The sequence below is a fragment of the Micromonospora sp. NPDC001898 genome, from assembly GCF_042891255.1.
Lineage (GTDB): Bacteria > Actinomycetota > Actinomycetes > Mycobacteriales > Micromonosporaceae > Micromonospora.
Genome location: NZ_JBIATC010000014.1, coordinates 135,871 through 159,791, shown reverse-complemented (window position 1 = coordinate 159,791; position 23,921 = coordinate 135,871). Strand labels below are relative to the sequence as shown.

Here is a 23,921-nt window from a genome sequence, read left to right as displayed (position 1 = left end):
TGCTGGCATCGCCCACCTCCACAACATCATCCTCGCGGGGTGACGCCAGCACCGTTGCCAGGCAACGCTTCACCGAGTTACGAGACATCCTTTAGTCGCCTACCCGAGAAAGCGTGAAGGGGACTTTCCCCGCATCGCGCGCGCGGAAAGTCCCCTTCACGCCAAGCCCGCCGGCCCGTGCACCACCTTTCGCGACCGGTGAAGCGCTAATCGATCGGGTCGTCGAGGAGCGCAATTGGCGGTGCCGGCCAGCAGCCACCCCGACGATCGGCCAGGGCGCTGCTGGACGGAACCGGGCCCGGCAGGTGGGCAGCACCTCGGAACTGCCCCGCCGCTGAGCCCGCGCTCCGGTTCGTCAGGACCGGCGGACCTCGATGGGCAGCCGGTTGACGCCGATCATCGCCCAGGGATTGCGCAGGTTGACCGGCACGTCGTCGCGTACCCGGATGTCGCTGTACCGCTCCATCAGAAGGCGCATGGCGATGCCCACCTCCAGCCGCGCCAGCGGCGCGCCAAGGCAGAAGTGCATACCCTTGCCGAACGTCAGGTGAGGGTTGGGGTTCCGGTGGATGTCGAACCGGTCCGGGTCGGCGAAGACGCGCTCGTCGCGGTTCGCGGTGGTCAGCCACGCCAGGACGAAGTCGCCGGCCGGGATCATCTGCCCGCCGATCTCGACGTCCTTCATCGCCTGCCGACCGAGACGAGGGAACGGCGGCCGGTAGCGCATCGATTCCTCGACCGCGGCCGGAATCAGCGCGGGATCGGCCCGCAGTTGCTCCCAGACCTCGGGGTTCTCGTGCAACGCGAGAACCGTGTTGCCCAGCGTGGACGTCGCGGTGACGTGGCCGGCGAGCAGCAGTAGGCCGAGGAAGCCGACGGTCTCCTCGTCGTCCATCCGCGTACCGTCGACCTCGACCTCCAGAAGCTTGCTGGTCAGGTCGTCGCCTGGGGTCTTGCGACGGGCGCGGACGAACTCCAGCAGGTGGGTGTTCAACTCGCGCAGCAGCGGCGCGACATTGTTGACCGCGCTCTCCCCCAGGGAATCCAGCGACTGTTCCGGGTCGACGTTGTGCACCTCGAAGAAGGTGTCGGACAGCCGCCGGACGAACGCGCGGTCGGTGACCGGAATGCCGAGCATCTCGGCGATGACGATGAACGGCAACGGGTAGCCCAGCTGCTCGATCAGGTCCCACTGGTCGCCGCCGGCGTCCGCGTCGTCGAACAACTGCAGGGTCACCTCGGTGATCCGCGGTTCGAGTCCGGCGATCATCTTCGGGGTGAACGCCCGACTGACCAGACCGCGCAGCCGGCGGTGCACCGGATCGTCCGCCCGGACGAAGTTGCCCTTCTTGAACAGGTCGAAGTCTTCCTGCTTGGGGGCCAGCGGGGAGACGTCGGACGAGAAGGTCGCCGAGTCGGTCAGCACCTGGAGGGTGTCGTGGTAACCGAGCACGTGCCACGCCTTGATCTTGTCGTCGAAGTGCACGGCTCCGCGCTCGCGCAGCCCGTCGAGATAGGCGAGAAAGTTGGACAGCGTCCGTTCGGACTGTTTCACACTCATGAAACCCACTTCTCTCGTACGGTCCGAATCCGCGATAACCGCAAGCCACGGTAGATCCGGACTGCGGGGCCCTGGCATCCCTCACACTGCTAGTCGTCCAGCCGTCGCGAAGAAACGCCGAACACACCGTCAACCTGCGTGATGGCGTGCGCTATCCGGCGTCGGGAACACTTTGCGATCATGGACGGCTTCGAACTGCACGACCTCGCGCGCAAGCTGATGCGCATCGGCGAGGACGCTATCCCGGACCCCACGGGCATGCGGCAGATGTCCCCCGGCGTGCGTCAAATCATGACCGATGTGTTCAAACACCCGGACACCTCAATCGCCGAGATCGCCGACCGCACCGGCTTCCCGGCGAGTCACGTGGAGACGAGCGTCGCCACCCTGCGCGACCGGGGCGCGGTCACCACCGCGGCTGACCCGGCCCACCCTGGACACACGTTCGTCCGGCAGGTCGCCCGGCACAGAGCCGCTGATCGAGCCGCCACGCGGATCGACGATCGACTCGCCGCGGCCGCCGGGATCCAGGACCCCGGCCAGGCCAAGGAACTGGTCGAGACGCTGGAAAAACTGGCGCGCCAGCTCACCGATGCCCTGTCGCCCGAGCATTTCAACGCGCGGTATTCGGGTACGCCGCCCTGGGAGACCGGCCGTCCGCAACCGGCGCTGCGCGACCTCGCCGAGGCGGGCGCCTTCCGCGGCCGGGTGCTCGAGGTGGGGTGCGGCACCGGCGAGGTCGCGCTCATGGCGGCGGCCCTGGGCCTACCCACGGTCGGCATCGATCCGGCGTCGACGGCGATCGAGATCGCGCGGCACAAAGCACGGGAGCGCGGCCTGCAGGCGCGCTTCCTGGTCGGCAACGCGCTCGAACTCGGCGACCTGGATGAGCAGTTCGACACGGTGCTCGACTGCGGCCTGTTCCATGTGTTCAGCGACGCCGAACGAGTCCGCTACGCCGACACCCTGGCCACCGTGATGCCGCCGGGCGCGCGGTTGTTCCTGCTCTGCTTCAGCGACCGCCATCCACCCGACATCGGGCCGCGACGGGTGAGCCAGGACGAGATCCGGGCCACCTTCGCCGACGGCTGGCGGGTCGACTCGATCGAACCCGCGACGTTGGAGAACAACAAATATGTCGACGGGGCACTGGCCTGGCTGGCCACGATCACCCGCACCTGACCACCCTCTTCCCGAGCGAACTTCCCCGGAATGGCGTCCCGTGCACGCCGAATTCGTAGAGCGGGACGGCGGCGAATTCCGAAATCGCTGTCAGGTTGGGGGATAGTCCGGCGTCGACGCCGGCTTCGTACCGTAAGGCCAATCGACCAGAAGGAGCCAGCAGACATGGGTGGCAGCAGGGTGGAGAGCTACGACGCGCACTACAGCGGGACACCGCTCTGGGACCTCGGCCGCCCACAACTGGCCATGCGCAACCTCGCCGAGGCAGGCGCGTTCCGCGGCCGGGTACTCGAGATCGGCTGCGGCACCGGCGAGGTCGCGCTCATGGCAGCGGCCCTCGGCCTCCCGACGGTCGGCATCGACTCGGCGCCGACAGCGATCCAGGCCGCGCGACGCAAGGCACACGAGCGCGGCCTGGAAGTGCGCTTCCAGGTCGGGGACGCGCTCGAACTCGGCGACCTGGGCGAGCAGTTCGACACGGTGCTCGACTGCGCCCTGTTCCACGCGTTCAGTGGCCCCGAGCGGGTCCGCTACGCCGACAGCCTGGCCACGGTCATGCCGCCGGGCGCACAGTTGTTCCTGCTCTGCATCAGCGACCGCCATCACCCCGGCAGTGGACCGCGACAGGAGAGCCAGGGCGGGATCCGCGCCTTGCGGGTGAGCCAGGACGATATCCGGGCCACCTTCGCCGATGGCTGGCGGGTCGATTCGATCGAATCGGTGACCTTGGAGAACAACCGAGACATCAACGGGGCGCCGGCCTGGCTGGCCGCGATCACCCGCACCTGACCATCCTTCCCGAGCGAATGTTCTCCGAAAGTCGTCCCACTCATCTCGAATTCGCAGAATGGGACGACGGCGAATTCCGAAATCGCTGTCAGGTTGAGGGATAGTGGCGCCCGCGCCGGACTTCGTACCGTGAGGCCAATCGAGCAGAAGGAGCCAGGCAGAAATGAGTCCGCGACCCGGGCCGACCTTTCCGGATTGGCCGCAATTCGACGACACCGAACGGCGAGCTCTCGATCGGGCGTTGACCCAGGGCCAGTGGTGGCGCATGGGTGGCAGCGAGGTGGAGAGCTTCGAGCGGGAGTTCGCCGGATACCACGGTGGCCGTCACGCCCTCGCCGTCACCAACGGCACGCACGCGCTGGAACTCGCCCTGCAGGTGCTGGGCGCGGGACCGGGCACCGAGGTGATCGTGCCGGCGTTCACCTTCATCTCCTCGTCCCAGGCCGCTCAGCGGCTCGGGGCCGTCGCCGTGCCGGTGGACGTCGATCCGGACACCTACAACATCGACGTGACCGCCACCGCCGACGCGATCACGCCGCGGACCCGGGTGATCATGCCGGTGCACATGGCGGGTCTCATGGCCGACATGGACGCGCTCGACAAGCTCGCCTCGGATGCCGGCGCCCGGGTCCTGCAGGACGCGGCCCACGCGCACGGTGCCCGATGGCAGGGCAAGCGCGTGGGCGAGCTGGGCTCGGTCGCGGCGTTCAGCTTCCAGAACGGCAAGCTGATGACCGCGGGTGAGGGCGGCGCGGTGCTGTTCCCGGACTCGGACGAGTACGAGAAGGCGTTCCTGCGCCACTCCTGCGGCCGGCCACGCGCCGACCGCGGCTATCACCACCAGGTGGCCGGCACCAACATGCGGATGAACGAGTTCTCGGCCGCCGTCCTGCGCGCTCAGCTGGGCCGCCTCGACAGTCAGATCGAGGTGCGGGAGCAGCGGTGGCGGTTCCTGTCGGCGCTGCTGGCCCAGATCCCCGGCGTCCGGCCGCAGGGTGGCGACTCGCGGGCCGACCGGAATCCGCACTACATGGCGATGTTCCGGCTTCCCGGCTGGTCGGAGGAGCGGCGCAACCTCCTGGTCGATCGTCTGGTCGACGCGGGGATCCCGGCCTTCGCGGGCTTCCGCGCCATCTACCGCACCGCGGCGTTCTGGGAAACCGGCGCACCCGCGGAGTCCGTCGACGCGGTCGCCAAGCGGTGCCCGAACGCCGACGCGATCAGCCAGGACTGCGTCTGGCTGCACCACCGCACCCTGCTCGCGTCGGAGCAGGCTCTCACCGACACCGCCGCCATCGTGGCCGACGTGGTGGCCGCCGGATGAGGATCCGCACCGTACTGGTCGGGTTCGGGTGGTCCGGCCGGGAGATCTGGCTTCCCCGCCTGATGGCGAGCGGCGACTACGAGGTGGTGGCCGCGGTCGACCCCGATCCGGCCAAGCGGGCGGCGTTCACCGCGGCGACCGACCGCCCGGCCTTCGGCGACGTCGACGCGCTGCGAGCCGAGGACGCCGACCTCGCGTTGGTCGCCTCGCCCAACCACCTGCACGCGGCCATCGCGCGACGTCTCCTCTCCCGAGGTCTCGCCACCTTCGTGGAGAAGCCGGTCTGCCTCTCGAGCGCGGAGGCGGACACGCTGGCCGAAGCCGAGCGGGCGGGCGGCGGCCCGCTGCTGGCCGGGAGTGCCTGCCGGTACCGCGCCGACGTGCGAAAACTGGCAGATCTGGCCGGCGAGCTCGGCCACCTGCGCCACATCGACCTGGGGTGGGAACGGGCCCGCGGAGTGCCCCGGTCCCAGGGCTGGTTCACCAGCCGGGCGGAGGCCGGCGGCGGGGTGTTGTTCGATCTCGGCTGGCACCTGCTCGACGTCCTGGAGACCATCGCCGGCCCGGTGGCCTTCGACCAGGTCGCCGCGTCCACCTCGCACGACCACGTCAACGACCCGCGCTGGACGGCGGCCTGGCGGCACGACCAGCCGGCACCGGAACTCGACGCGGACGTCGAGGACACCGTGCGCGGATTCCTGGTCACCGGCACCGGTCTGTCGGTTGGCCTTCACGCCAGCTGGGCCACGCACTCGGCGAGCCATGACGTCACCGAGATCCGGATCGACGGGAGCGGCGGTGCCGCGACGCTCCGGACCACCTTCGGCTTCAGCCCGAACCGCGAGCCACGGCCGCGGCTCGACGTCGTCCGGCGGGGCCGGGCGAGCGAGGTCGCGGTCCCGGCCGAGCCGATCGGCACGGAGTACTCCCGCCAGCTCGACGACCTCAGGGCCCGCCTCGCCGATCCGTCGGCGTGCGGATCCGCGATCGCGGGCGCGCGGCGGATCGTCGGCACGATCGAGGCGCTGTACGCGGCCTCGGCGACCCCGCTGCTGCCCACCGGGCCGGTCGCGACCTCGGCGGCGACGTGATGGAGAACGTACCGGTGCGCAGTGTGGTGATCTTCGACCTCGACGGCGTCCTGGTGGACAGTCACGAGGTGATGGGCCGGGCCTTCACCGCGGCGTACGCGGAAGTGGTCGGTGCCGGACCGGCGCCGTTCGCCGAGTACCAGCGTTACCAGGGCCTGTACTTCCCTGAGATCATGCGACGGATGGGCCTTCCGCCGGAGATGGAGGAACCGTTCGTCCGGGAGAGCTACCGGCTCGCGGACCAGGTGCCCGTGGTGGACGGGGTGGCCGACCTGCTCCAGACGCTCCGGACGCGCGGATTCCGGCTCGCCGTGGCCACCGGGAAGGCCGGGCCCCGGGCTCGCTCCCTGCTGACCACGCTCAACCTGATCCAGCACTTCGACCACGTGGTCGGCTCGGATGAGGTCGCCAACGCCAAACCCGCTCCGGAGATCGTGTTGCGCGCGCTCAGCCTGCTCGGCGCGGAACCGGACGCGGCCGTCATGGTCGGCGATGCCCCGGCCGACATCCGCAGCGCCCGCGCCGCCGGAGTGACCTCCGTGGCGGCGACCTGGGCGACCGTGGACGAGGACGACCTGATGGCGGCCGGCCCGGATCTGGTCATCCACTCCCCCGATGAGCTGCTGCCGGTGTGCCCGCCGGTCTCGGTTCCGGGTCGGTGGTGACGGGCCGGACTGCACGGCCGGGAACCTGGCTCGGCATCGATCTCGGCGGCACCAAGGTGGCGCTGCGAGCGGAGACCGACGGCGGGGAAGTTCGCGAGCACGCCCTTGCGGTGGCGCGGGCGGTGACCTGCGCCAGGACGATCCCGGTGCTGGGGTCCAGCGCGGACAGCACATGCACCTGGCCGCCAACAGGCCGGCGTGTGGCGCGCGTTGTCTTGCCGTCGGTGGCGATCACGGTGCGGCACCGCCGTCGCCGGGATGTGACCGGCAGCTGGGTCCGGGTACGCAGCCAGCCGGCGAGGACCACCGCGAGCCAATGCGTGCAGCGGCCCGCCCTGTTCACCCTCGGCGATCGGCGCGGGCGGGATAGGGGTGCGGTGCCGTTACGGCGAAGTCGGGCGGGAGCGCTTCGGTCAGGAGGTCTCGGGGTTCTGGCCTGGGTGCCACTCCACGGCAGGGTGCGCCTCCCGGGCGCCTGTGGAGCTGAGTCGGATACGACATCAGCCACCCTCGGCGTGCTCGGCGACCGCAAGCGCCGCCCCACGACATCGACCGCCCCGCCCACAGCACCGCCCCGGGCCACGATCCGGGCCGACCAGGGACCGCACCCGCGACAACGCGATGACCCCGGGCATCTCGCCTGCGCGCCGCCGTTCTCCGGGGAAAGGGCTATCAGAGTGTCTCCGCCAACGCCCGAGCCGACGCGCGCCTGCCCGCCAGCTCCACCAGTTTCGGCACCAACTCGGCCGGCGCAGGCTGCGATGCGATTTCCCGTTGCAGGCGCTTGGCGGCGGTGCGGCACTCCGGGTCATCCAGCAACTCGACGACGTGGGACCTGATCCGCTCCACGGTGGTCTCTTCCTGGAGCAGATGGTGACCGGCACCGCTGGCCGCGAACACGTCGCCGATGGTCATCTGGTCGGAGAACTGGGTGACAGCCAGTTGTGGCACTCCGTAGATGCCCGCGGTGAGCGCGGTGCCCACCCCGCCCGGGTGCACGATTGCCCGACAGCTCGGCAGCAGCATGTGCAGGGGCAGCGACTCCGCCGCCCGCACTCCGTCCGGCACCGTGCCGAGAGCCGCACGAGTGGCCGCAGAGACGGTGAGCACGACATCCACTCCGAGGCTGGAGACCGCCTCGATCGCCTGGCTCAGCAGACCGGTCACCGCGTCACCGATCATCCCCACCGTCGAGGTGCCCCAGGTGATACACACCCGAGGCCGTGTGGGCGGCTCGACAAGCCACGTCGGCATCGCACCCGGGGCGTTGTAAGGCACATATCGGACGGACAGCCGCGGGGCCGAGGTCTCTCCCGGCATGCGCATGCTGGGCGGGCAGGGGTCGATCCACGCCGACGGGGCGGTCCTCGGCGCGACGCCGAACTTCTCAAAGAGACGCACATACGCCGGCGACGGCGCTGGGCGGTCCTTCCTCACGATCATTCCCGGGGCGAGCGGCATTCCGACCGCATGCGCGACGGTCGGAATGCCGAGCACCTCGGCGGCGACCGGAGCGGCGAAGGTGATCGATTCGTGCACGATCAGGTCCGGCTGCCAGCTCCGGGCGAACTTGACAAGATCGTCTGTCATCGCGTCGGCGACATCGACCATCGTGTGCGACATCTGCCTGACCAGATTCTGCTGTACGTCGCTCAACCTGCCCGGATCGGTTGGCCACCGTTGGTGATCGTGCAGCTTGCCGTCCCTGGCCCTCCCCGCGATGTCGACGTCCTTACCCACCGCCACCGCCGGCAGCCCGGTCGTGATGATCGCGTCGACCAGCGACGGCGCGCTCGCTACTATCACCTCATGCCCAGCCGCCCGTAACGCCCAGCCGAGCGGCACCATCGGGTAGTAGTGCGACGGCCAGGCGAACGTCGTGAGCAGGAATCGCATACCCTTACCTCTTCCTCAGTTCCGGGCCTCTTGCCCGGCCGTCTCGAGCCGCTCGACGAGATATCGGGTCAGCGCCGCCGGGGTCGGGTTGTTGAACACCGCGGCGGGGGTGAGCGCGGTGCCGGCGTGGCTGCTCAGTCGCCGGGTCAGTTCGAGTGCCATCACGGAGTCCAGGCCGACCTCGAAGAAGCCGCGCTCCGGCTCGACCGGGTCGTCCGGGTTCAGTCCGAGCACGCGAACCAGTTGCGTCCGCACCAGGTCCAGCATTGTCTTCTCCCGGTCCGCACCGACCTGCGCACTCAGGAGCTCCGTCCACCGGTCGGCCGGGTCCGCGCCGACCGCCGCCCGGTAGGCGGACCGCCGCCGCGGGCGGACCAGCCCGCGTAGCAGCGGAGGGACCGGCCGGCCGGGCGCGGGTGCGCCCCACTGATCGGGCCGGCCGGGGACCGGGAACTGTTCGGCGGTGTCGATCGCCGCCGAGAGGGCCGACAGCACCGAGCCGTCCGCGAACGGCAGCATCGGCGCGCGAGCGCCACAGCGTGTGGCGGCCGCCCGGGCGAGCCCCTCAGCCGCTCCCGTGGCCGCCTGATCGGCCGGGCCGGTGAGTTCGGCCGCCGCGGTGATCACCGCGAACAGGGCGAGGTCCTGATCCGTGGCGAGCTCGGCCAGGTGCCGCAGCGACTCGTCCCTGGCGTCGAGGACGGCGCCGAGCCGCTCCGGGTCCAGCTCCGCGAGCGGGGTGCGGTCGGCCATCCCGGCGGCGTGCACCACGCCGGTCAGCGGATGGTCCGCCGGTATCCCGGACAGCAGGCGGTGGACCGCGTCCCGGTCGGTCACGTCGCAGGCCACGACGGTCGCCGACGCGCCGAGAGCGGCGAGTTCGTCGACCAGGGACGCCGCCCCGGGAGCGTCCGGACCACGCCGACCCGCCAGGACCACGTGGCGGACGCCGTGCTCGGCGACCAGATGCCGGGCCACCTGCGATCCGGCCGCGCCGGTGCCGCCCACGATCAGAACCGTGCCGGCCGGGTCGAGCGGCTGGACAGCCGGTCCGGCCCCGTCGACGGCCACCAGCCGTGGAACGTGGACGCGCCCGGCCCGCACCGCCGCCTGTGCGACGCCGGCGGCCAGCACCGGGCCCAGCCCGGCGTCCGGATCCGCGTCCGGCTCGACGTCCACGAGCACGAAACGATCCGGGTACTCGGCCTGGATGGCGGCGATCATGCCTCGGACGGCCGCGGCGGCCGGGTCGAGCACCGCGACGGACTCGACCGGAACCGCGTTCCGGGTCCGCACCACCAGCCGGAGGCCGGCCAGCTCGGGCTCGTCGAGCCAGGTCTGCGCGACGGCGAGCGCGCGACGGCAAGCCGCCACGGGCAGGTCGCCGAGAGGCACGTCGAGGACCGCGACCGCGACGGCCAGGGCGGACGGATCGCCGCTGAGGTCGAGCACCGCATCGTCGCTGTCCACCGGAACGGTCCGCGGCGGGGCCGCCGCGGTCTCCCGGTCGAGCTCGGCCCACTCGGTCCGCAGCGCGCCGCCCGGCCTGCCGAGCCGGGGCTCGCGCGCCGGCCGTGCCGCGATCCGGCCGGCGGTGAGCACCGCCTGGCCGGTCTCGTCGGCCGCGGTCAGCGCGATACCGTTCTCGGCCGGTCGCAGCCGGACCCGCAACGACGCGGCGCCGGTCGCGTGCAACTCGACATCGCGCCACCGGGCCGCGCTCCCCGGTGCCCGGTCCATCGCACGGCTCGCAGCGTCCAGCAGCAGCGGGTGGATGCCGAAGGCGGCGGCGTCCTCGCGGTGCTCGTCCGACAGGACCAACTCCAGGAAGGTTTCGTCGCCTCGCCGCCAGACGCCACGTACCTCGTCTCGCGGGTCGGCCGGTGTCACCGGTTCGGCATCGGCCGGAGGCCAGACCGTCAGACCGGACTCCGCCGCGTCGGTGCCGGCCAGGCTCGACGAGACGAGCAGGCCGGTCGCGTTCAGGGTCCAGCCCGACCGGTCGCCATCGGCCGAGGCCGGCGCGGACCGCACGGTCACCGATCGCCGGCCGGCGAAGTCCGTCCCACCGACGCAGACCTGCACCGACAGGGAAGCTCCCCGGTCCAGCCACGCCGGCTCGATCAGGTCGAGCTCCGCCATCGTGCCGTAATCCAGCTCGTCACCGGCCCGGATGATCAGCTCGACCCAGACCGAAGCGGGTACCTCGACCGGGCCCGGCCCCGCGGCACGGGCGAGCCACGGCTGCTGGTGCGTGGACAGCCGCCCGACGGCGAGCACGCCATCGGAATCCGGCAAACCGGCCACGGTGGTCAGCAGCGGGTGAACCGCTTCCTCCGCGGTCGCGACGGCGCCGCCGCCCCGCAGCCAGTACCGGCGATGCGCGAACGGATGGGTGGGCAGGTCGCGGCACAGCTCACGCCAGGCCGGCCCGTCGCCCGGGACGGCCGCCGACCAGTCGACCGGCAGCCCGATCGCGAACGCCTCGGCCATCGCGGTCAACACCTGGCGTACGCCACCCTGGTCACGGCGCAGCGTGCCGATCGCCCCGACCGGCCGACCCGCGTCGGCGACGATGTCGAGGATCGACGGCACCAGGCCCGGATGCGGGGACACCTCGACGACGGCCCGCATGTCGGCGGTCACCGCGCGGACGGCCCCTTCCAGCTCGACCGGCCGGCGCAGGTTCCGGAACCAGTAGCCCGCGTCGAGAACCTCGTCCGGGCCGATCCACCGGCTCTCGACCGTGGAGTAGAACCGGCACGAGCCGCCGAGCCCGCGCGCCGGGCGCTCGCCGACCCCGTCGAGCTGGGACAGCATCGGCCGCTCCAGCTCGTCCACGAGGAAGGAGTGGGACGCGTAGTCCGCCCGCAGCCTGCGGCACCAGAACCCCTGCTCCGCGGCGAAAGCCTCGAGTTGCTCGATGGCGGCGACCTCACCGGAGATGCCGACCATCGCAGGTCCGTTGACCGCGGCGAGCTCGAGCCGGCCCTCGTACGCGAGCAGCAGCTCCTCCGCCCGCGCGCGGCTGACGCCCAGAACGAGCATTCCGCCGGTGGGGGGCAGTGCCGCGGCCAGCCGGGAGCGCACGACGCAGATCCGCAGCGCGTCGTCCAGCGAAAGGACCCCGGCCACGCAGGCGGCGGCCAGCTCTCCCTGCGACGACCCGATCACCACCTCGGGGGTGACCCCGGCCCGGACCCAGAGCTGTGCCAGCCCCGTCATCATCACGAACGTGGCGGGTTGGACGACGTCGGTCCGGGAGAGGTCGTTGGCACCGCCGAGCGCCTCTTCCAGGGTCCAGTCGCAGTCGTACTCGTCGAGCAGTTCCTGGCATCGGTGCACCCACGCCCGGAACTCCGCCGACTCGGCAATCAGTTCGCGGCCCATGCCGGCCCAACCGCTGCCCTGGCCGGGGAAGACGAACACCGCGCCGGTGCCCGGCCCGGACCGTCCGGTGACCACGTCCGGCCCGGTCTCTCCGGCGGCGAGGCTTCGCAGCCGCCCGGCCAGTTCGCCGTGGTCGGCCGCGAGCACGATGGCTCGCTCCCGGTGCTTCGTCCGGCCGAACGCGAGCGCGGCGGCCAGCTGGGGCAGCGGAGGCTGCCGGTCCTCGACGGCGTCCGCCAGCCGGGTCGCGACCACGGCGAGGCGGCCCGGATCGCCCGCCGACACGACGAACGGCAGGATGCCTCCCGCGCCGGGCTCGGCCGGGCCGGTCGCGGTGACCGGCGTCCGCCGGGGCGGCTCCTCGAGGATGAGGTGCGCGTTGGTGCCGCTGGCCCCGAAAGCGGACACTCCGGCGCGGCGTGGCCGGTCCGGGCGCGCCGGCCACGGCCGGGCCTCGGTCAGCAGCCGGATGGTGTCACCGGACCAGTCGACCTCGGGGGTCGGTGCGTCCGCGTGCAGAGTCGCCGGCAGCGCCTGGTGCCGGAACGCCAGCACCATCTTGATCACGCCGGCCACACCGGCCGCCGCCTGGGTGTGCCCGACGTTGCTCTTCACCGATCCCAGCCACAGCGGCTCCGCCGTCTCGCGCCTGCCGTAGGTCTCCTGGAGGGCCTGCGCCTCGATCGGGTCGCCGAGCCGGGTGCCCGTACCGTGCGCCTCGACGACATCCACGTCCGACGGCGCGAGCCCGGCGACCGCGAGGGCCCGCCGGATGACCCGCTGCTGCGCGAGCCCGTTCGGGGCGGTCAGGCCGTTCGACGCGCCGTCCTGGTTGACCGCCGAGCCCCGGATCACGGCACCCACCGTACTGGCCTGGGCCTCGGCGTCCGGCAGGCGCTGCAGCAGGACCACGCCGACGCCCTCCGACCAGCTGGTCCCGTCCGCCGACGCCGCGAAGGCCTTGCACCGCCCGTCGACCGCCAGCCCGCCGGCCTTGGCGAACTCGATGTACGCGTTGGGCGTCGCCATGACCGTCACGCCCCCGACCACGGCGAGCGAGCACTCACCGTTGCGCAGGGCCTGCATGGCCAGGTGCATCGCGACGAGGGACGAGGAGCACGCCGTGTCGACCGAGATCGCCGGCCCGGTGAAGCCGTACACATAGGACACGCGGCCGGACGCCACCGAGAGCGCACCGCCGGTGACCCGGAGGCCGTCGGTCTGCGGGTCACCGCCGTGCATCCCGTAGCCCTCGCCCATCACGCCGACGAAGACGCCGACATCGGAACCCCGGTACGCGGCCGGGTCGAGCCCGGCGTCCTCGAAGGCCTCCCACACGACCTCTAGCAGCAGCCGCTGTTGGGGGTCCATGGCCGTCGCCTCGCGTGGGGATATGCCGAAGAACCCGGCGTCGAACTCGGCGGCGTCGGTCAGGAAGCCGGCCGCCTCCACCGGGAACGCGGAGAGGTCCCAGCCGCGGTCGGTGGGCACTGCCGACCGGCCCTCACCGCCCGTGGCCAGGAGGTCCCAGAACCCGTCCGGGTCCCGCACGCCGCCCGGCAGCCGGCAGCCGAGCCCGACCACCGCGATCGGATCGGCCGGGTTCGCCGCCGCGACGGCCTCGACCGCCGCCGGCGCGTCCCGGCCGGTGAGCCGTTCCCGGAGGAACCGGGCCAGCTCCACCGGCGTCGGGTAGTCGAAGACCAGCGTCGCGGGCATGGCGAACCCGGCCTCGGCGCTGAGCCGGTTGCGCAGCTCGACCGCGCCCAGCGAGTCCATCCCGGCGGACTGGAACGGCGCGTCCGGCGCGATGTCCTCGGCCGAGGCGTACCCCAGTATCAGCGCCACCCGGGCCCGGACCAGGGACAGCAGGCTGCGCTCCTGCTCCGCCACCGATCGGCCGGCCAGCGAGCCCGCCAGGTCACCGGCGGCCGCCGCCCGGCCCGCCCGGCGGCGGACGCGCACCAGGTCACGCAGCAGCGGCTGCACCGGTCCGCCGGTGGCCGCGTCGGCCCGCGCGGCGGCAAGGTCGAGCTTGATCGGCACGAGGTGGGCCTCACCGCTGTCCACGGCCGCATCGAAGAGCGCGAGCCCCTCCTCGTGGCGCAGCGGCGACACACCGGCGCGGCGCATCCGGGCCCGGTCCGCGTCACCGAGGTTCAGGGTGATGCCGCCGTCCTGCGCCCACAGGCCCCAGGACAGCGACACGCCGTTGCGGCCGTTCGCGCGCCGGATCGCCATGAGGCCGTCCAGGTAGGCGTTGGCGGCGGCGTAGTTGGCCTGCCCGGCCGAGCCGAGCAGCCCGGCGGCGGAGGAGAACGTGATGAACGCGGCGAGGTCGTGGTCGCGGGTCAGCTCCTCCAGTTGGCGGGCGGCGTCCGCCTTCGAGCCGAACACGGCGCCCAGCCGATCCGGGGTCATCGCGGCGACCAGCCCGTCGTCCAGGACACCGGCGGTGTGCACGACCGCGGTCAGCGGGTGCTCCGGCGGGATCGCGGCGAGCAACGCCGCCACCGCGTCCCGGTCCGCGACGTCGCAGCTGACCACGGACGCCTCGGCGCCCCGTTCGGACAGCTCGGCCACCAGCGCCTCGGCGCCGTCGGCCGCGAGTCCACGCCGGCTGACCAGGAGCAGCCGCCGGACACCGCGGGTCCGCACCAGGTGAAGCGCGACGAGAGCGCCGAGCGACCCGGTGCCACCGGTGATCAGCACCGTCCCGTCCGGGTGCCACGAGGCGGGCTCCGCGGCCAGGGCCCCGGCCGCCGCGAGGCGGGGAACCCGGAAACCGCCGGCCCGGGCCGCGAGCTGTGGTTCATCGACGGCCAGTGCCGTACCGAGGACCGTTCCGGCGTCGAGGCCCGGCTCCACGTCGAGCAGCAGCACACCGGGCATCTCGGCCTGGGCCGCGCGAACCAGGCCCCAGACGGCGGCACCGGTCGCGTCGGTGAGGCCGCCGGTCCCGCCGTCGACGGCACCCTCGGTCCGCACGACGAGCCGGGTGTCCGCGGGGGCGTGGCGCTGCCAGGCCTGGAGCACGGCGAGAACCTCGGCGAGGACGGCTCCCGCGGGCGGGCCGGCCGGCACGTCGTACACGGCGGCCGCCGGCCGGCCGGGGTCGGCGGCGAGCGCGGCCACACCCTCGGCGCTGTCGATGCCGACGGTCGCCGGATGGCCGGGCGGAACCTCCTCGGTGGCCACGGGATGCCACACCACCCGGTACATGGCGTCCGTCGCGGGGCGGCCGCCCACATCCTCGGGGCGGACCGGCGTCGAGTCGACCGACCGGGCGGACAGCACCGGCCGGCCGGTCTCGTCGGCCGCCTCGAGACTCCAGCGATCGTGGTCCAGCCGGGCGAGACGAGCCCGCAGCCGGCGCGTCCCGGTGGCGTGCAGCACCACCGATTCCCAACGCGTCGCGAGCGAACCGGGGTCGAGCACCACCCGGGTCACCGCGTCGAGCAGGGCCGGGTCGAGGCCGAACGCGGCGGGCTCCTCCTCGTCGGCGAGCGCGACCTCCACGAAGGTGTCCTCGCCGAGACGCCACAGCCCGAGCAGCTCCGAGCGCCCGGCGGCCTCCGGGTCGATCGCGACCTGCTCGGCGCCGGACGGCGGCCACGGCTGCACCGGCCCGGGGTCGGTGACGGCCCCGGCTTCCAGGGTGCCGCCGGCATACCGGACCCACGTTCCTCCACTGTCCCGCGCGCCGTAGACGGTGAACGGGCGGCTGCCGCCGGCTTCGGCTCCGACCACGATCTCCAGCCGGACGGTCGTCTCCGGGGGGATCGCGAGCGGCGCCTCCAGCGCCAGGTCTCCCAGGACGCCGCAGCCGAGCTCGTCACCCACCCGGACGGCGAGGTCGACGAGCGCGGCGGCCGGCAGGATCGCCACCTCGTGCAGCCGGTGCCCGGCGAGCCAGGGATGGGTCGTGAGCGCCAGCCGGGCCGTGCCGATCAGGCCACCGGTGTCCGGGACGGGCACGATCGCCGACAGCAGCGGGTGGTCGACCTCGACCTGCCCGAGATCGGCCGCGTTCACCGCGCCGGGCGCCGAGGTCAGCCAGTAGTGCCGGCGGTCGAACGCGTACGTCGGCAGCGGCACGTCCGGGGCGTCCGCGGGGACGAGCGGGTGCCAGTCCACCGGCACTCCCCGCACGAACAGCGCGGCCAACGAGCCGATCACGGTTTCCGGCTCGGCCTGTCCGTCCCGCAGCGCGGGCACGCACACCGCTTCGTACCCGGACCGCGCCCCCGTCTCCAGGATCGGCGCGGACAGGCCGGCCCCCGGCCCGAGCTCGACGAACAGCCGCCCACCCCGGTCCAGCGCGGCGCGGACGCCGTCGGCGAAGCGCACGGTGCGCCGGACGTGGTCGACCCAGTGGCCGGGGTCCGTCAGGTTGGCTCCGTCGGGGGCGACCACCGGAATCCGGGCCGGCCGCCAGATCACGTCCGCGATCGCGGACCGGAACCCGTCGAGCATCGGGTCCATCCGCACCGAGTGGAACGCGTGGGACACCGTCAGCCGGTGCACCTTGCGGCCCTGTTCCCGCAGCGCCCGCACGGCGGCGTCCACCGCGTCCTCGTCGCCGGACAGCACGACCGACGCGGGGTCGTTCACCGCGGCGAGGGAGACGCCCCCGCCCAGGAACGGCCGGACCTCCTCCTCCGTTGCGGCCACCGCGGCCATCGCCCCACCGGCGGGCAGCGCCTGCATGAGGCGGCCGCGGGCGGCCACCACGGTCGCCGCGTCGTCGAGCGACAGCATTCCGGCGGCGTGCGCCGCGGTGATCTCGCCGACCGAGTGCCCGAGCAGTAGAGCGGGTCGTACGCCCCAGGACTCGACGAGCCGGAACAGCGCGGTCTCGACCGCGAACATCGCCGCCTGGGTGTAGACGGTCTGGTCCAGCGCGGCCGCCTCCGCGCTGTCCGGCGGCGCGAAGACCACGTCCCGGACGGACCGGTCCACGGCGCCGGCCAGCCTCTCGTCGAGCTTCGCGCACGCGTCGTCGAAGGCGGCGGCGTAGACCGGGAACCGGTCGTGGAGTTCGCGGCCCATGCCGGTCCGCTGCGCCCCCTGGCCCGGGAACACGAACACCACCGACGCTGCGGCGCCGGTGGTGACGGCGCCCAGCGCCGTGCCCGGGCCGGCCTCGCCCGCGGCGACCGTGTCCAGGCCGGCGAGCAGAGCGTCCCGGCCGGCCGCGGCGACGACCGCCCGGTGCGGGAGCAGCGCGCGGCCGGCGACGAGCGTCCGGGCCGCACCGGGGAGCGGCACCCCCTGCGCCACGGCGGTTCGCAGCCGTCCCGCCTGGCCGGCGAGTGCCGCCGCGCTCTGCGCGGACAGGACGAACGGCAGCACGGCCGGCGCGATGTCCCGGTCCTCCTCCGGCGCGGCCGGCTCGGGGATCTGTTCCAGGATCAGGTGGGCATTGGTGCCGCTGATGCCGAACGACGAGATCCCGGCGCGCCGCGGCCGGCCGGCGTCGGGCCAGTCCCGGCCCTCGGTCAGCAGCTCCACGGCACCCTCGGACCAGTCGACGTGCGGGGTGGGTTCGTCGACGAAGAGCGTGGGAGGCAGGTGCCCGTGCCGGATCGCCTCCACCATCTTGATGACCGCCGTGACGCCGGCCGCGGCCTGTGTGTGGCCGAGGTTGGACTTCACCGAGCCGAGCCACAGCGGCTGCCCGGCCGGGCGGTCACGACCGTAGGCGGCGATGATGGCCTGCGCCTCGCTCGGATCACCGAGCGTGGTGCCGGTGCCGTGCGCCTCCACCGCGTCGACCTCGTCCGCACCGACGCCGGCCGCGGCGAGAGCGGCCCGGATGACCCGCTGCTGGGCCAGGCTGTTCGGGGCGGTCAGACCGTTGGACGCGCCGTCCTGGTTGATCGCGGAGCCGCGGACGACGGCGAGCGGGCGATGGCCCTTGCGCCGGGCGGCGGAAAGCCGTTCCAGCACGACGACGCCGACGCCCTCGGACAGCACGGTGCCGTCGGCCGCCGCGGCGAACGCCTTGCACCGGCCGTCCGCAGCCAGCCCCCGGGCCCGGGAGAACCCGGTCAGGCCGACCGGGGAGCCCATCACGGCGACCCCACCGGCGAGCGCGATCTCGCACTCGTCCTGGCGCAGCGCCTGGGCCGCCAGGTGGATCGCCACCAGCGAGGACGAGCACGCGGTGTCCACGGTCATGGCCGGGCCCTCGAAACCGAACACGTACGACACCCGGCCGGACGCGACACTGCCGGCCGTCGCGGTGGTGGTGAAGGCCTCGAACTCGGCCGGAACGCGCGCCAGGTCGCCGAGGTAGTCGTGGATGGACATGCCCGTGTACACGCCGACGGGTTGGCCGCGCAGCGACGAGGGGTCGAGGCCGGCCGTCTCCAGGGCCTCCCATGTGGTTTCGAGCAGCAGCCGCTGCTGGGGGTCCATGGCGGTCGCCTCGCGCGGCGAGATGCCGAACAGGGCCGCGTCGAAGTAGCCGGCGTCGTGCAGGAAGCCGCCCTGCCGGGCGTAGGTGGTCCCCGCCTGATCGGGGTCGGTGCCGAGGAGGCGGTCGACCTCCCAGCCGCGGTCGGCCGGCAGCGGCGACATGCCGTCCCGGCCTTCGGCCACGAGGTCCCAGAACTCGGCCGGCGTGCTGATCCCGCCCGGGAGCCGGCACGCCATGCCGACGATCACCACGGGATCGTCGGCGGCCGGGAACGGACGTTCCGGGGCCCGGGGCACAGGCGTGGCACCGCTGTCGACCGACCCCTGCACCCTCTCGAGCAGGTAGTGGCCCAACTGGCGCGGTGTCGGGTAGTCGAAGATCAGCGTGGCCGAGAGCTTGACCGCAGTCTCCGCGGTAAGCCGGTTGCGCAGCTCGACCGCGGTCAGCGAGTCGAACCCGATCTCGCCGAAGCGGCTGTCGTCGGAGGCAGGGTCGAGGTCGGCGATGCCGAGCACGGTCGCGACCTCCGTGCGCACGAGCGCGAGGACCAGTTCGGTCTGCTCCTCGGTCGTGAGCCCGGCGAGCCGGCGGCCCAGCGCGCCCCCGGGCTCGTTGGCGCCCGCCCGCGCCGTCCGCCGTGGCGGCCGGACCAGCGACCGGAACAGCGCCGGAACGGTGCCGTCGGCACCCGCCTCGGCCCGGACCGCGCCGAGGTCGAGACCGATCGGCACGAGCAGCGGGGCGCCGGAGCGGATGCCCGCGTCGAAACTGGCCAGCGCCTCGTCGGCCGGCATCGGCCGTACGCCGCCCCGGCTCATCCGGGTCCGGTCGACGTCGGCCAGCCGGCCGGTCATCCCGGTCGCCGGGCTCCACAGTCCCCAGGCCAGCGCCACCGCGGGCAGACCGCTGGCGGCGCGCGCGGACACGACCGCCTCGGCGTACGCGTTCGCGGCCGCGTAGTTGCCCTGGCCCGCCGAGCCGAAGACGCTCGCGGCCGAGGAGAACACGGCGAAGACCTCGGGTGGATCGTCGCGGGTCAGTTCGTCCAGCAGCCGCAGTGCCGCCGCCTTCGGGGCGAACACCCGGGCCAGGCGGTGCGGGTCGAGGCTTGAGATGACGGCGTCGTCCAGCACCCCGGCCGCGTGGATGACGCCGGTCAGCCGGTGCTCGGCCGGGACGGCGGCGAGGAGCGCGGCGAGCGCGTCCCGGTCGGTCACGTCGCAGGCGACCACCTCGACCGACGCGCCGAGCTCACCCAGTTCGGCCATCCCGTCGGCGGCCGCGCCGCGCCGGCCCGCCAGGACCAGCCGGCGGACGCCGTGCTCGGCCACCAGATGCCGGGCCAGCAGCGCGCCGAGCACGCCGGTCCCGCCGGTGATGAGCACGGTGCCGCCGTCGGTGAACCCTGGCGCGACCACCTCCCCGGTGAGGACGGCACGACCCAGCCGCGGGGCCAGGACGGCGTCCCCACGGACCGCGACCTGCGCCTCGCCGGCGGCGAGGCCCGCGGCGACCGCCTCGTCGCGGTCTCCGCCCGGCTCCACGTCGACCAGGAGGATCCGGCCCGGGTGCTCGGCCTGCGCCGACCGCACCAGCCCCCAGACCGCGGCACCCGCCGGATCCACGATCGGACCCGACGCCGGGACCGCACCGCGGGTCACCACCACCAGCGGCACCGAGGCGAGCGCCGGCTCCTCCAGCCAAGCCTGCACCACCTCGAGCACCCGGCCCAGCAGCGGCAGCGGCTCGGCCTCCGCGCCAGCGGCCGGCGCGACGTCCAGGACGGCGACGTCCGGGCGGGGATCGCCGAGCTCGTCGGCCAGCGCCAGCCGCACCACATCGCCTGAGCTCTCGACGACGACCTGGTGCTCCGGCGTCGTAGCCGGCGCCGGCAGGGGCAGCGGCGTCCAGTCGACCTGCCAGAGCGAGTCCGGCGTCCGGCCGCCCGGCTGCCCGCCCACGTCCGTGATCGGGAGAGAGACCAGTGATTCCATGGACAGCACCGGCGCACCGGTCCCGTCCGCGGCGTCGAAGGACAACGCGTCCGCACCGCACGGCGCGACCCGGACTCGCAGCGCGACGGCGCCACCGGCGTGCAGCCGGACGCCGTTCCAGGCGAACGGCAGGACGTTGCGGTCGTCCGCGCGCCGGTGGAAGGCGTTCGCGTGCAGGGCGGCGTCGAAGAGAGCCGGGTGGATGCCGAACCGGTCCACGTCGTCCCGGTGGTCGGCGGGCAGCGCCGCCTCGGCGAAGATCTCCTCGCCACGCCGCCACACGGCGGTCAGCCCGGCGAAGGCCGACCCGTACTGGTATCCACGGTCGGCCAGACGGTCGTAGAAGTCGTCGACCGGCTCCGGAACGGCGCCGGGGGGCGGCCACTGACCGAAGTCGAAGCCGCTGCCCGACGTCTGGTCGTACGCGTCGGACAGCAGGCCGGCGGCGTGCCGGGTCCACTCGCCGCCCCGGGAGCTGTGCACCTCCACCCGGCGGCGACCGGCGGCGTCCGGCGCGCCGACGGCGACCTGCAGGCTGACGGCCGCGTCCGCATCGAGCACCAACGGCGCCTCGATCACCAGCTCGTCGAGCACGCCGTAGCCGAGCTCGTCGCCGACCTGGATCGCCAGGTCGACGTAGGCGGTGCCGGGCACCAGCACGTTGTCCTGGATCCGGTGACCGGCCAGCCACGGGTGGGTCGCCAGGGACAACCGGGAGGTGCAGACCACGCCGTTGGTCTGCGGGAGTTCCACCACCGCACCGAGCAGCGGGTGGCCGCTGGTCACCTGCCCCAGCGACTCGGCGCCCGCCGCGGTGGTCGGCATGGTGATCCAGTACCGCTGGTGGTCGAACGGGTAGGTGGGCAGCTCGACCCGGACCGCTCCGGCGCCCTCGGGCAGCAGGACCGGCCACTTCACCAGCACGCCGCGGACGAAGACCTCGGCCGCCGAGGTGGCCAGCCGGGCGGGCCCGTCCTCGTCCCGCCGGATCGACCCGACCGCGAGCACGTCCGCGTCCAGCTCCGCCGCGGTCCCGGTGATCGACGGCACCAGCACCGGATGGGCGCCGAGCTCGATGAAGACCCGGTGGTCCTGGGCGATCAGCTCGCGGACGGCCGGCTCGAACAGGACCGGTTGACGCAGGTTGCGGTACCAGTAGTCGGCGTCGAACGGCTGCTCGTCGCGCCAGCCGGGCTCGACCGTCGAATAGAACGGGATGCGCGGCGCCGAGGACGTGACGGCGGCGAGGTCGGCCAGCAGTGCGGTTCGCAAGCTCTCCACGTAGTGGCTGTGGGAGGCGTAGTCGACCGGAACCCGACGGAACCGGATGTCGCTGTCGGCCAACTGCGCGGCGAGCTCGTCCAGCGCGGTGCCCTCGCCGGCGACCACCACGGACGAGGGTCCGTTGAGCGCCGCCACCTGCAGTCGCGCTCCCCACGGCTCGATCAGGGCGCGTACCGCGTCCTCGGCCAGCCCGATCGACGCCATCCCGCCCCCGGCCGGCAGCAGCTCGGCGATCGCCTGGCTGCGCAATGTCACCACACGGGCGGCATCCGCCAGTGAGAGCGCGCCCGAGACGCAGGCGGCCGCGATCTCACCCTGCGAGTGGCCGACGACCGCGTCCGGGACCACGCCGAGCGATTCCCAGACCGCCGCCATGCCGAGCATCATCGCGAAGCACACCGGCTGCACGACATCGACGCGTTCGAGCTCCTCGGGAGCCCCGTCGCGCAGGACGTCGACCAGCGACCAGTCGACCCACGGCTCGAACGCCTTCTGGCACTCGGCGATCCGGGCGGCGAAGACCGGCGAGGTGTCCAGCAGCCGACGGCCCATCCCGATCCACTGGGTGCCCTGGCCGGGGAAGACGAAGACGACCTTGCCGGGCCCGCTCGTACCGGCCGACCCGGCGATCACCCCGGGCCCGGTCCGGCCCTCGGCCACCAGGGCGAGCCCCGCGCGCAGCTCCTCGCGGTTCGCCGCAACCACCACCGCCCGGCGGCTCTGCACCGCGCGTCCGGTCGCCAGCGCGTGGGCGAGGTCGCCGAGCGCGACGCTCTCGTCCACGGTGTCCCCGAGCCGCCGGCCGAGGTGGGCCAGCGCGGTCGCGGTCTTGGCCGTGACGACGAACGGAAGCGCCCTCCCTGGCGCGGTGTCGGCGACCTGCTCGCCCGGTTCGGGGGCGGCCGGAGCCTCCTCCACGATCATGTGGACGTTGGTCCCGCTGGCGCCGAACGAGGAGATGCCGGAGCGGGCCGGACGCCCGGTGCCGGGCCACGCGCGCCCCTCGGTGAGCAGCTCGACGGTGCCGGGCGACCAGTCGACCTGCGGGGTCGGAGCGTCGACGTGCAGCGTGGCCGGCAGGTACCGGTTGCGCAGCGACAGCACGGTCTTGATCACGGCCGCGACGCCCGAGGCGCCCTGGGTGTGGCCGAGGACCGACTTGACCGTGCCGAGCAGCAGGGGCCGCTCCGGATCACGCCCCCGGCCGTACGTCGACAGCAGCGCCTGCGCCTCGATCGGGTCGCCGAGCGTGGTCCCCGTTCCGTGCGCCTCGACGGCGTCGACCTCGTCCGCGGACAGCCCGGCGGCGTCCAGCGCGGCGCGGATGACCCGCTGCTGCGCGGGCCCGTTCGGGGCGGTGAGGCCGTTCGATGCGCCGTCCTGGTTGACCGCGGAGCCGCGGATCACGGCGAGTACCTGGTGCCCGTTGCGCTGGGCGTCGGAGAGGCGCTCGAGCAGCACGACGCCGACGCCCTCGGCCCAGCTGCTGCCGTCCGCCGCGGCGGCGAAGGACTTGCACCGGCCGTCGCGAGCGAGGCCCCGCTGGCGGGCAAACCCGACGAAGCCGCCCGGCGTCGCCATCACGGTCGAACCGCCGGCGAGCGCCATCGTGCACTCCCCCCGGCGCAGCGCCTGGCTCGCCAGGTGGATCGCGACCAACGACGAGGAGCACATCGTGTCGACCGTGACCGCGGCCCCCTCGAGCCCGAGGCAGTACGCGACCCGGCCGGACGCGATGCCACCGGCGCTGCCCAGCGCGCGCTCGAGGCTGAGGAAACCCTCCGCGCCCGCGATGTCGGGCGCGTAGTCCTGGTGCACGATCCCCGCGTAGACGCTGGTGGTGGTGCCGCGAAGGCTGTCCGGGTCGATCCCGGCGCGCTCGATCGTCTCCCAGCAGACCTCGAGCAGCTGCCGCTGCTGCGGGTCCATCGCCGTCGCCTCCTGGGGCGAGATGCCGAAGAAGCGGGCGTCGAACTCGGCGGCGTCGTGCAGGAAGGCGCCCTGGTCGACGTATGTCGTACCCGGGGTGTCCGGGTCCGGGTCGTACAGGTTGACCAGGTCCCAGCCCCGGTCTTCGGGGAACGGCGTGTAGACGTCCACGCCTTCGGACACCACCCGCCAGAAGTCCTCCGGCCCGGCGATGCCCCCGGCGAAGCGGCACCCCATCGAGACCACCGCGATCGGCTCCGAGGCCGCGGCAAGCAGCTGGCTGTTCCGCTGCTTCAGCCGGGCCGTTTCCTTGACCGACTCGCGCAATGCCCGGATGAGATCTTGCTCAGAGGTACTCACGTCAATCAACGCTAGGGGCGCGGCCGGGCGGC

At 73.3% G+C, this 23,921-nt stretch carries 8 protein-coding genes; 5 read left to right on the top strand and 3 right to left on the bottom strand.

Annotated elements, in window-relative coordinates; translation table 11 throughout:
• Window positions 1-355: 355 nt before the first annotated feature.
• Window positions 356-1,561, bottom strand: a complete 1,206-nt coding sequence (locus tag ACFYZF_RS24415) for a cytochrome P450 (RefSeq protein ID WP_387024425.1) — start codon at window positions 1,559-1,561, stop codon at window positions 356-358.
• A 180-nt stretch (window positions 1,562-1,741) separates the two neighbouring features.
• Between ACFYZF_RS24415 and ACFYZF_RS24410 the strand changes: the two genes are divergently transcribed.
• From ACFYZF_RS24410 to ACFYZF_RS24390, 5 genes are all read left to right on the top strand, one after another.
• Complete coding sequence (locus ACFYZF_RS24410; RefSeq protein WP_387024423.1) at window positions 1,742-2,743, top strand: methyltransferase domain-containing protein; 1,002 nt, start codon at window positions 1,742-1,744, stop codon at window positions 2,741-2,743.
• Between the two features lie 180 nt (window positions 2,744-2,923).
• A complete protein-coding gene (locus ACFYZF_RS24405; protein WP_387024421.1) occupies window positions 2,924-3,532 on the top strand; it encodes a class I SAM-dependent methyltransferase in 609 nt (202 codons plus the stop codon).
• Window positions 3,533-3,695: 163 nt separating this feature from the next.
• Entirely contained in the window at window positions 3,696-4,856 is a 1,161-nt protein-coding gene (locus ACFYZF_RS24400; RefSeq protein WP_387024418.1) for a DegT/DnrJ/EryC1/StrS family aminotransferase, read from the top strand.
• Complete coding sequence (locus ACFYZF_RS24395; RefSeq protein WP_387024416.1) at window positions 4,853-5,947, top strand: Gfo/Idh/MocA family protein; 1,095 nt, start codon at window positions 4,853-4,855, stop codon at window positions 5,945-5,947. Before ACFYZF_RS24400 ends, ACFYZF_RS24395 begins: the two co-directional genes overlap by 4 nt.
• Complete coding sequence (locus tag ACFYZF_RS24390; RefSeq protein WP_387024414.1) at window positions 5,947-6,612, top strand: HAD-IA family hydrolase; 666 nt, start codon at window positions 5,947-5,949, stop codon at window positions 6,610-6,612. The genes ACFYZF_RS24395 and ACFYZF_RS24390 overlap by 1 nt, the downstream gene beginning before the upstream one ends.
• 672 nt (window positions 6,613-7,284) lie before the next feature.
• Here the strand turns inward: ACFYZF_RS24390 and ACFYZF_RS24385 are convergent.
• Both ACFYZF_RS24385 and ACFYZF_RS24380 read right to left on the bottom strand, forming a co-directional pair.
• Window positions 7,285-8,508: a nucleotide disphospho-sugar-binding domain-containing protein gene (locus ACFYZF_RS24385; RefSeq protein WP_387024412.1), complete on the bottom strand. Its 1,224-nt coding sequence runs from the start codon at window positions 8,506-8,508 to the stop codon at window positions 7,285-7,287.
• 15 nt (window positions 8,509-8,523) lie between these two features.
• Window positions 8,524-23,889 carry an SDR family NAD(P)-dependent oxidoreductase gene (locus ACFYZF_RS24380; protein ID WP_387024410.1) on the bottom strand — a complete coding sequence of 5,122 codons (15,366 nt, stop codon included), beginning with the start codon at window positions 23,887-23,889 and terminating at the stop codon, window positions 8,524-8,526.
• Window positions 23,890-23,921 lie beyond the last annotated feature (32 nt).

What these genes read in the sequence shown, in the direction of transcription:
- ACFYZF_RS24395 (WP_387024416.1), top strand. Translation starts at nt 4,853, where the DNA reads ATGAGGATCCGCACCGTACTGGTCGGGTTCGGGTGGTCCGGCCGGGAG.
- ACFYZF_RS24390 (WP_387024414.1), top strand. Translation starts at nt 5,947, where the DNA reads ATGGAGAACGTACCGGTGCGCAGTGTGGTGATCTTCGACCTCGACGGC.
- ACFYZF_RS24385 (WP_387024412.1), bottom strand. Translation starts at nt 8,508, where the DNA reads ATGCGATTCCTGCTCACGACGTTCGCCTGGCCGTCGCACTACTACCCG.
- ACFYZF_RS24410 (WP_387024423.1), top strand. Translation starts at nt 1,742, where the DNA reads ATGGACGGCTTCGAACTGCACGACCTCGCGCGCAAGCTGATGCGCATC.
- ACFYZF_RS24415 (WP_387024425.1), bottom strand. Translation starts at nt 1,561, where the DNA reads ATGAGTGTGAAACAGTCCGAACGGACGCTGTCCAACTTTCTCGCCTAT.
- ACFYZF_RS24400 (WP_387024418.1), top strand. Translation starts at nt 3,696, where the DNA reads ATGAGTCCGCGACCCGGGCCGACCTTTCCGGATTGGCCGCAATTCGAC.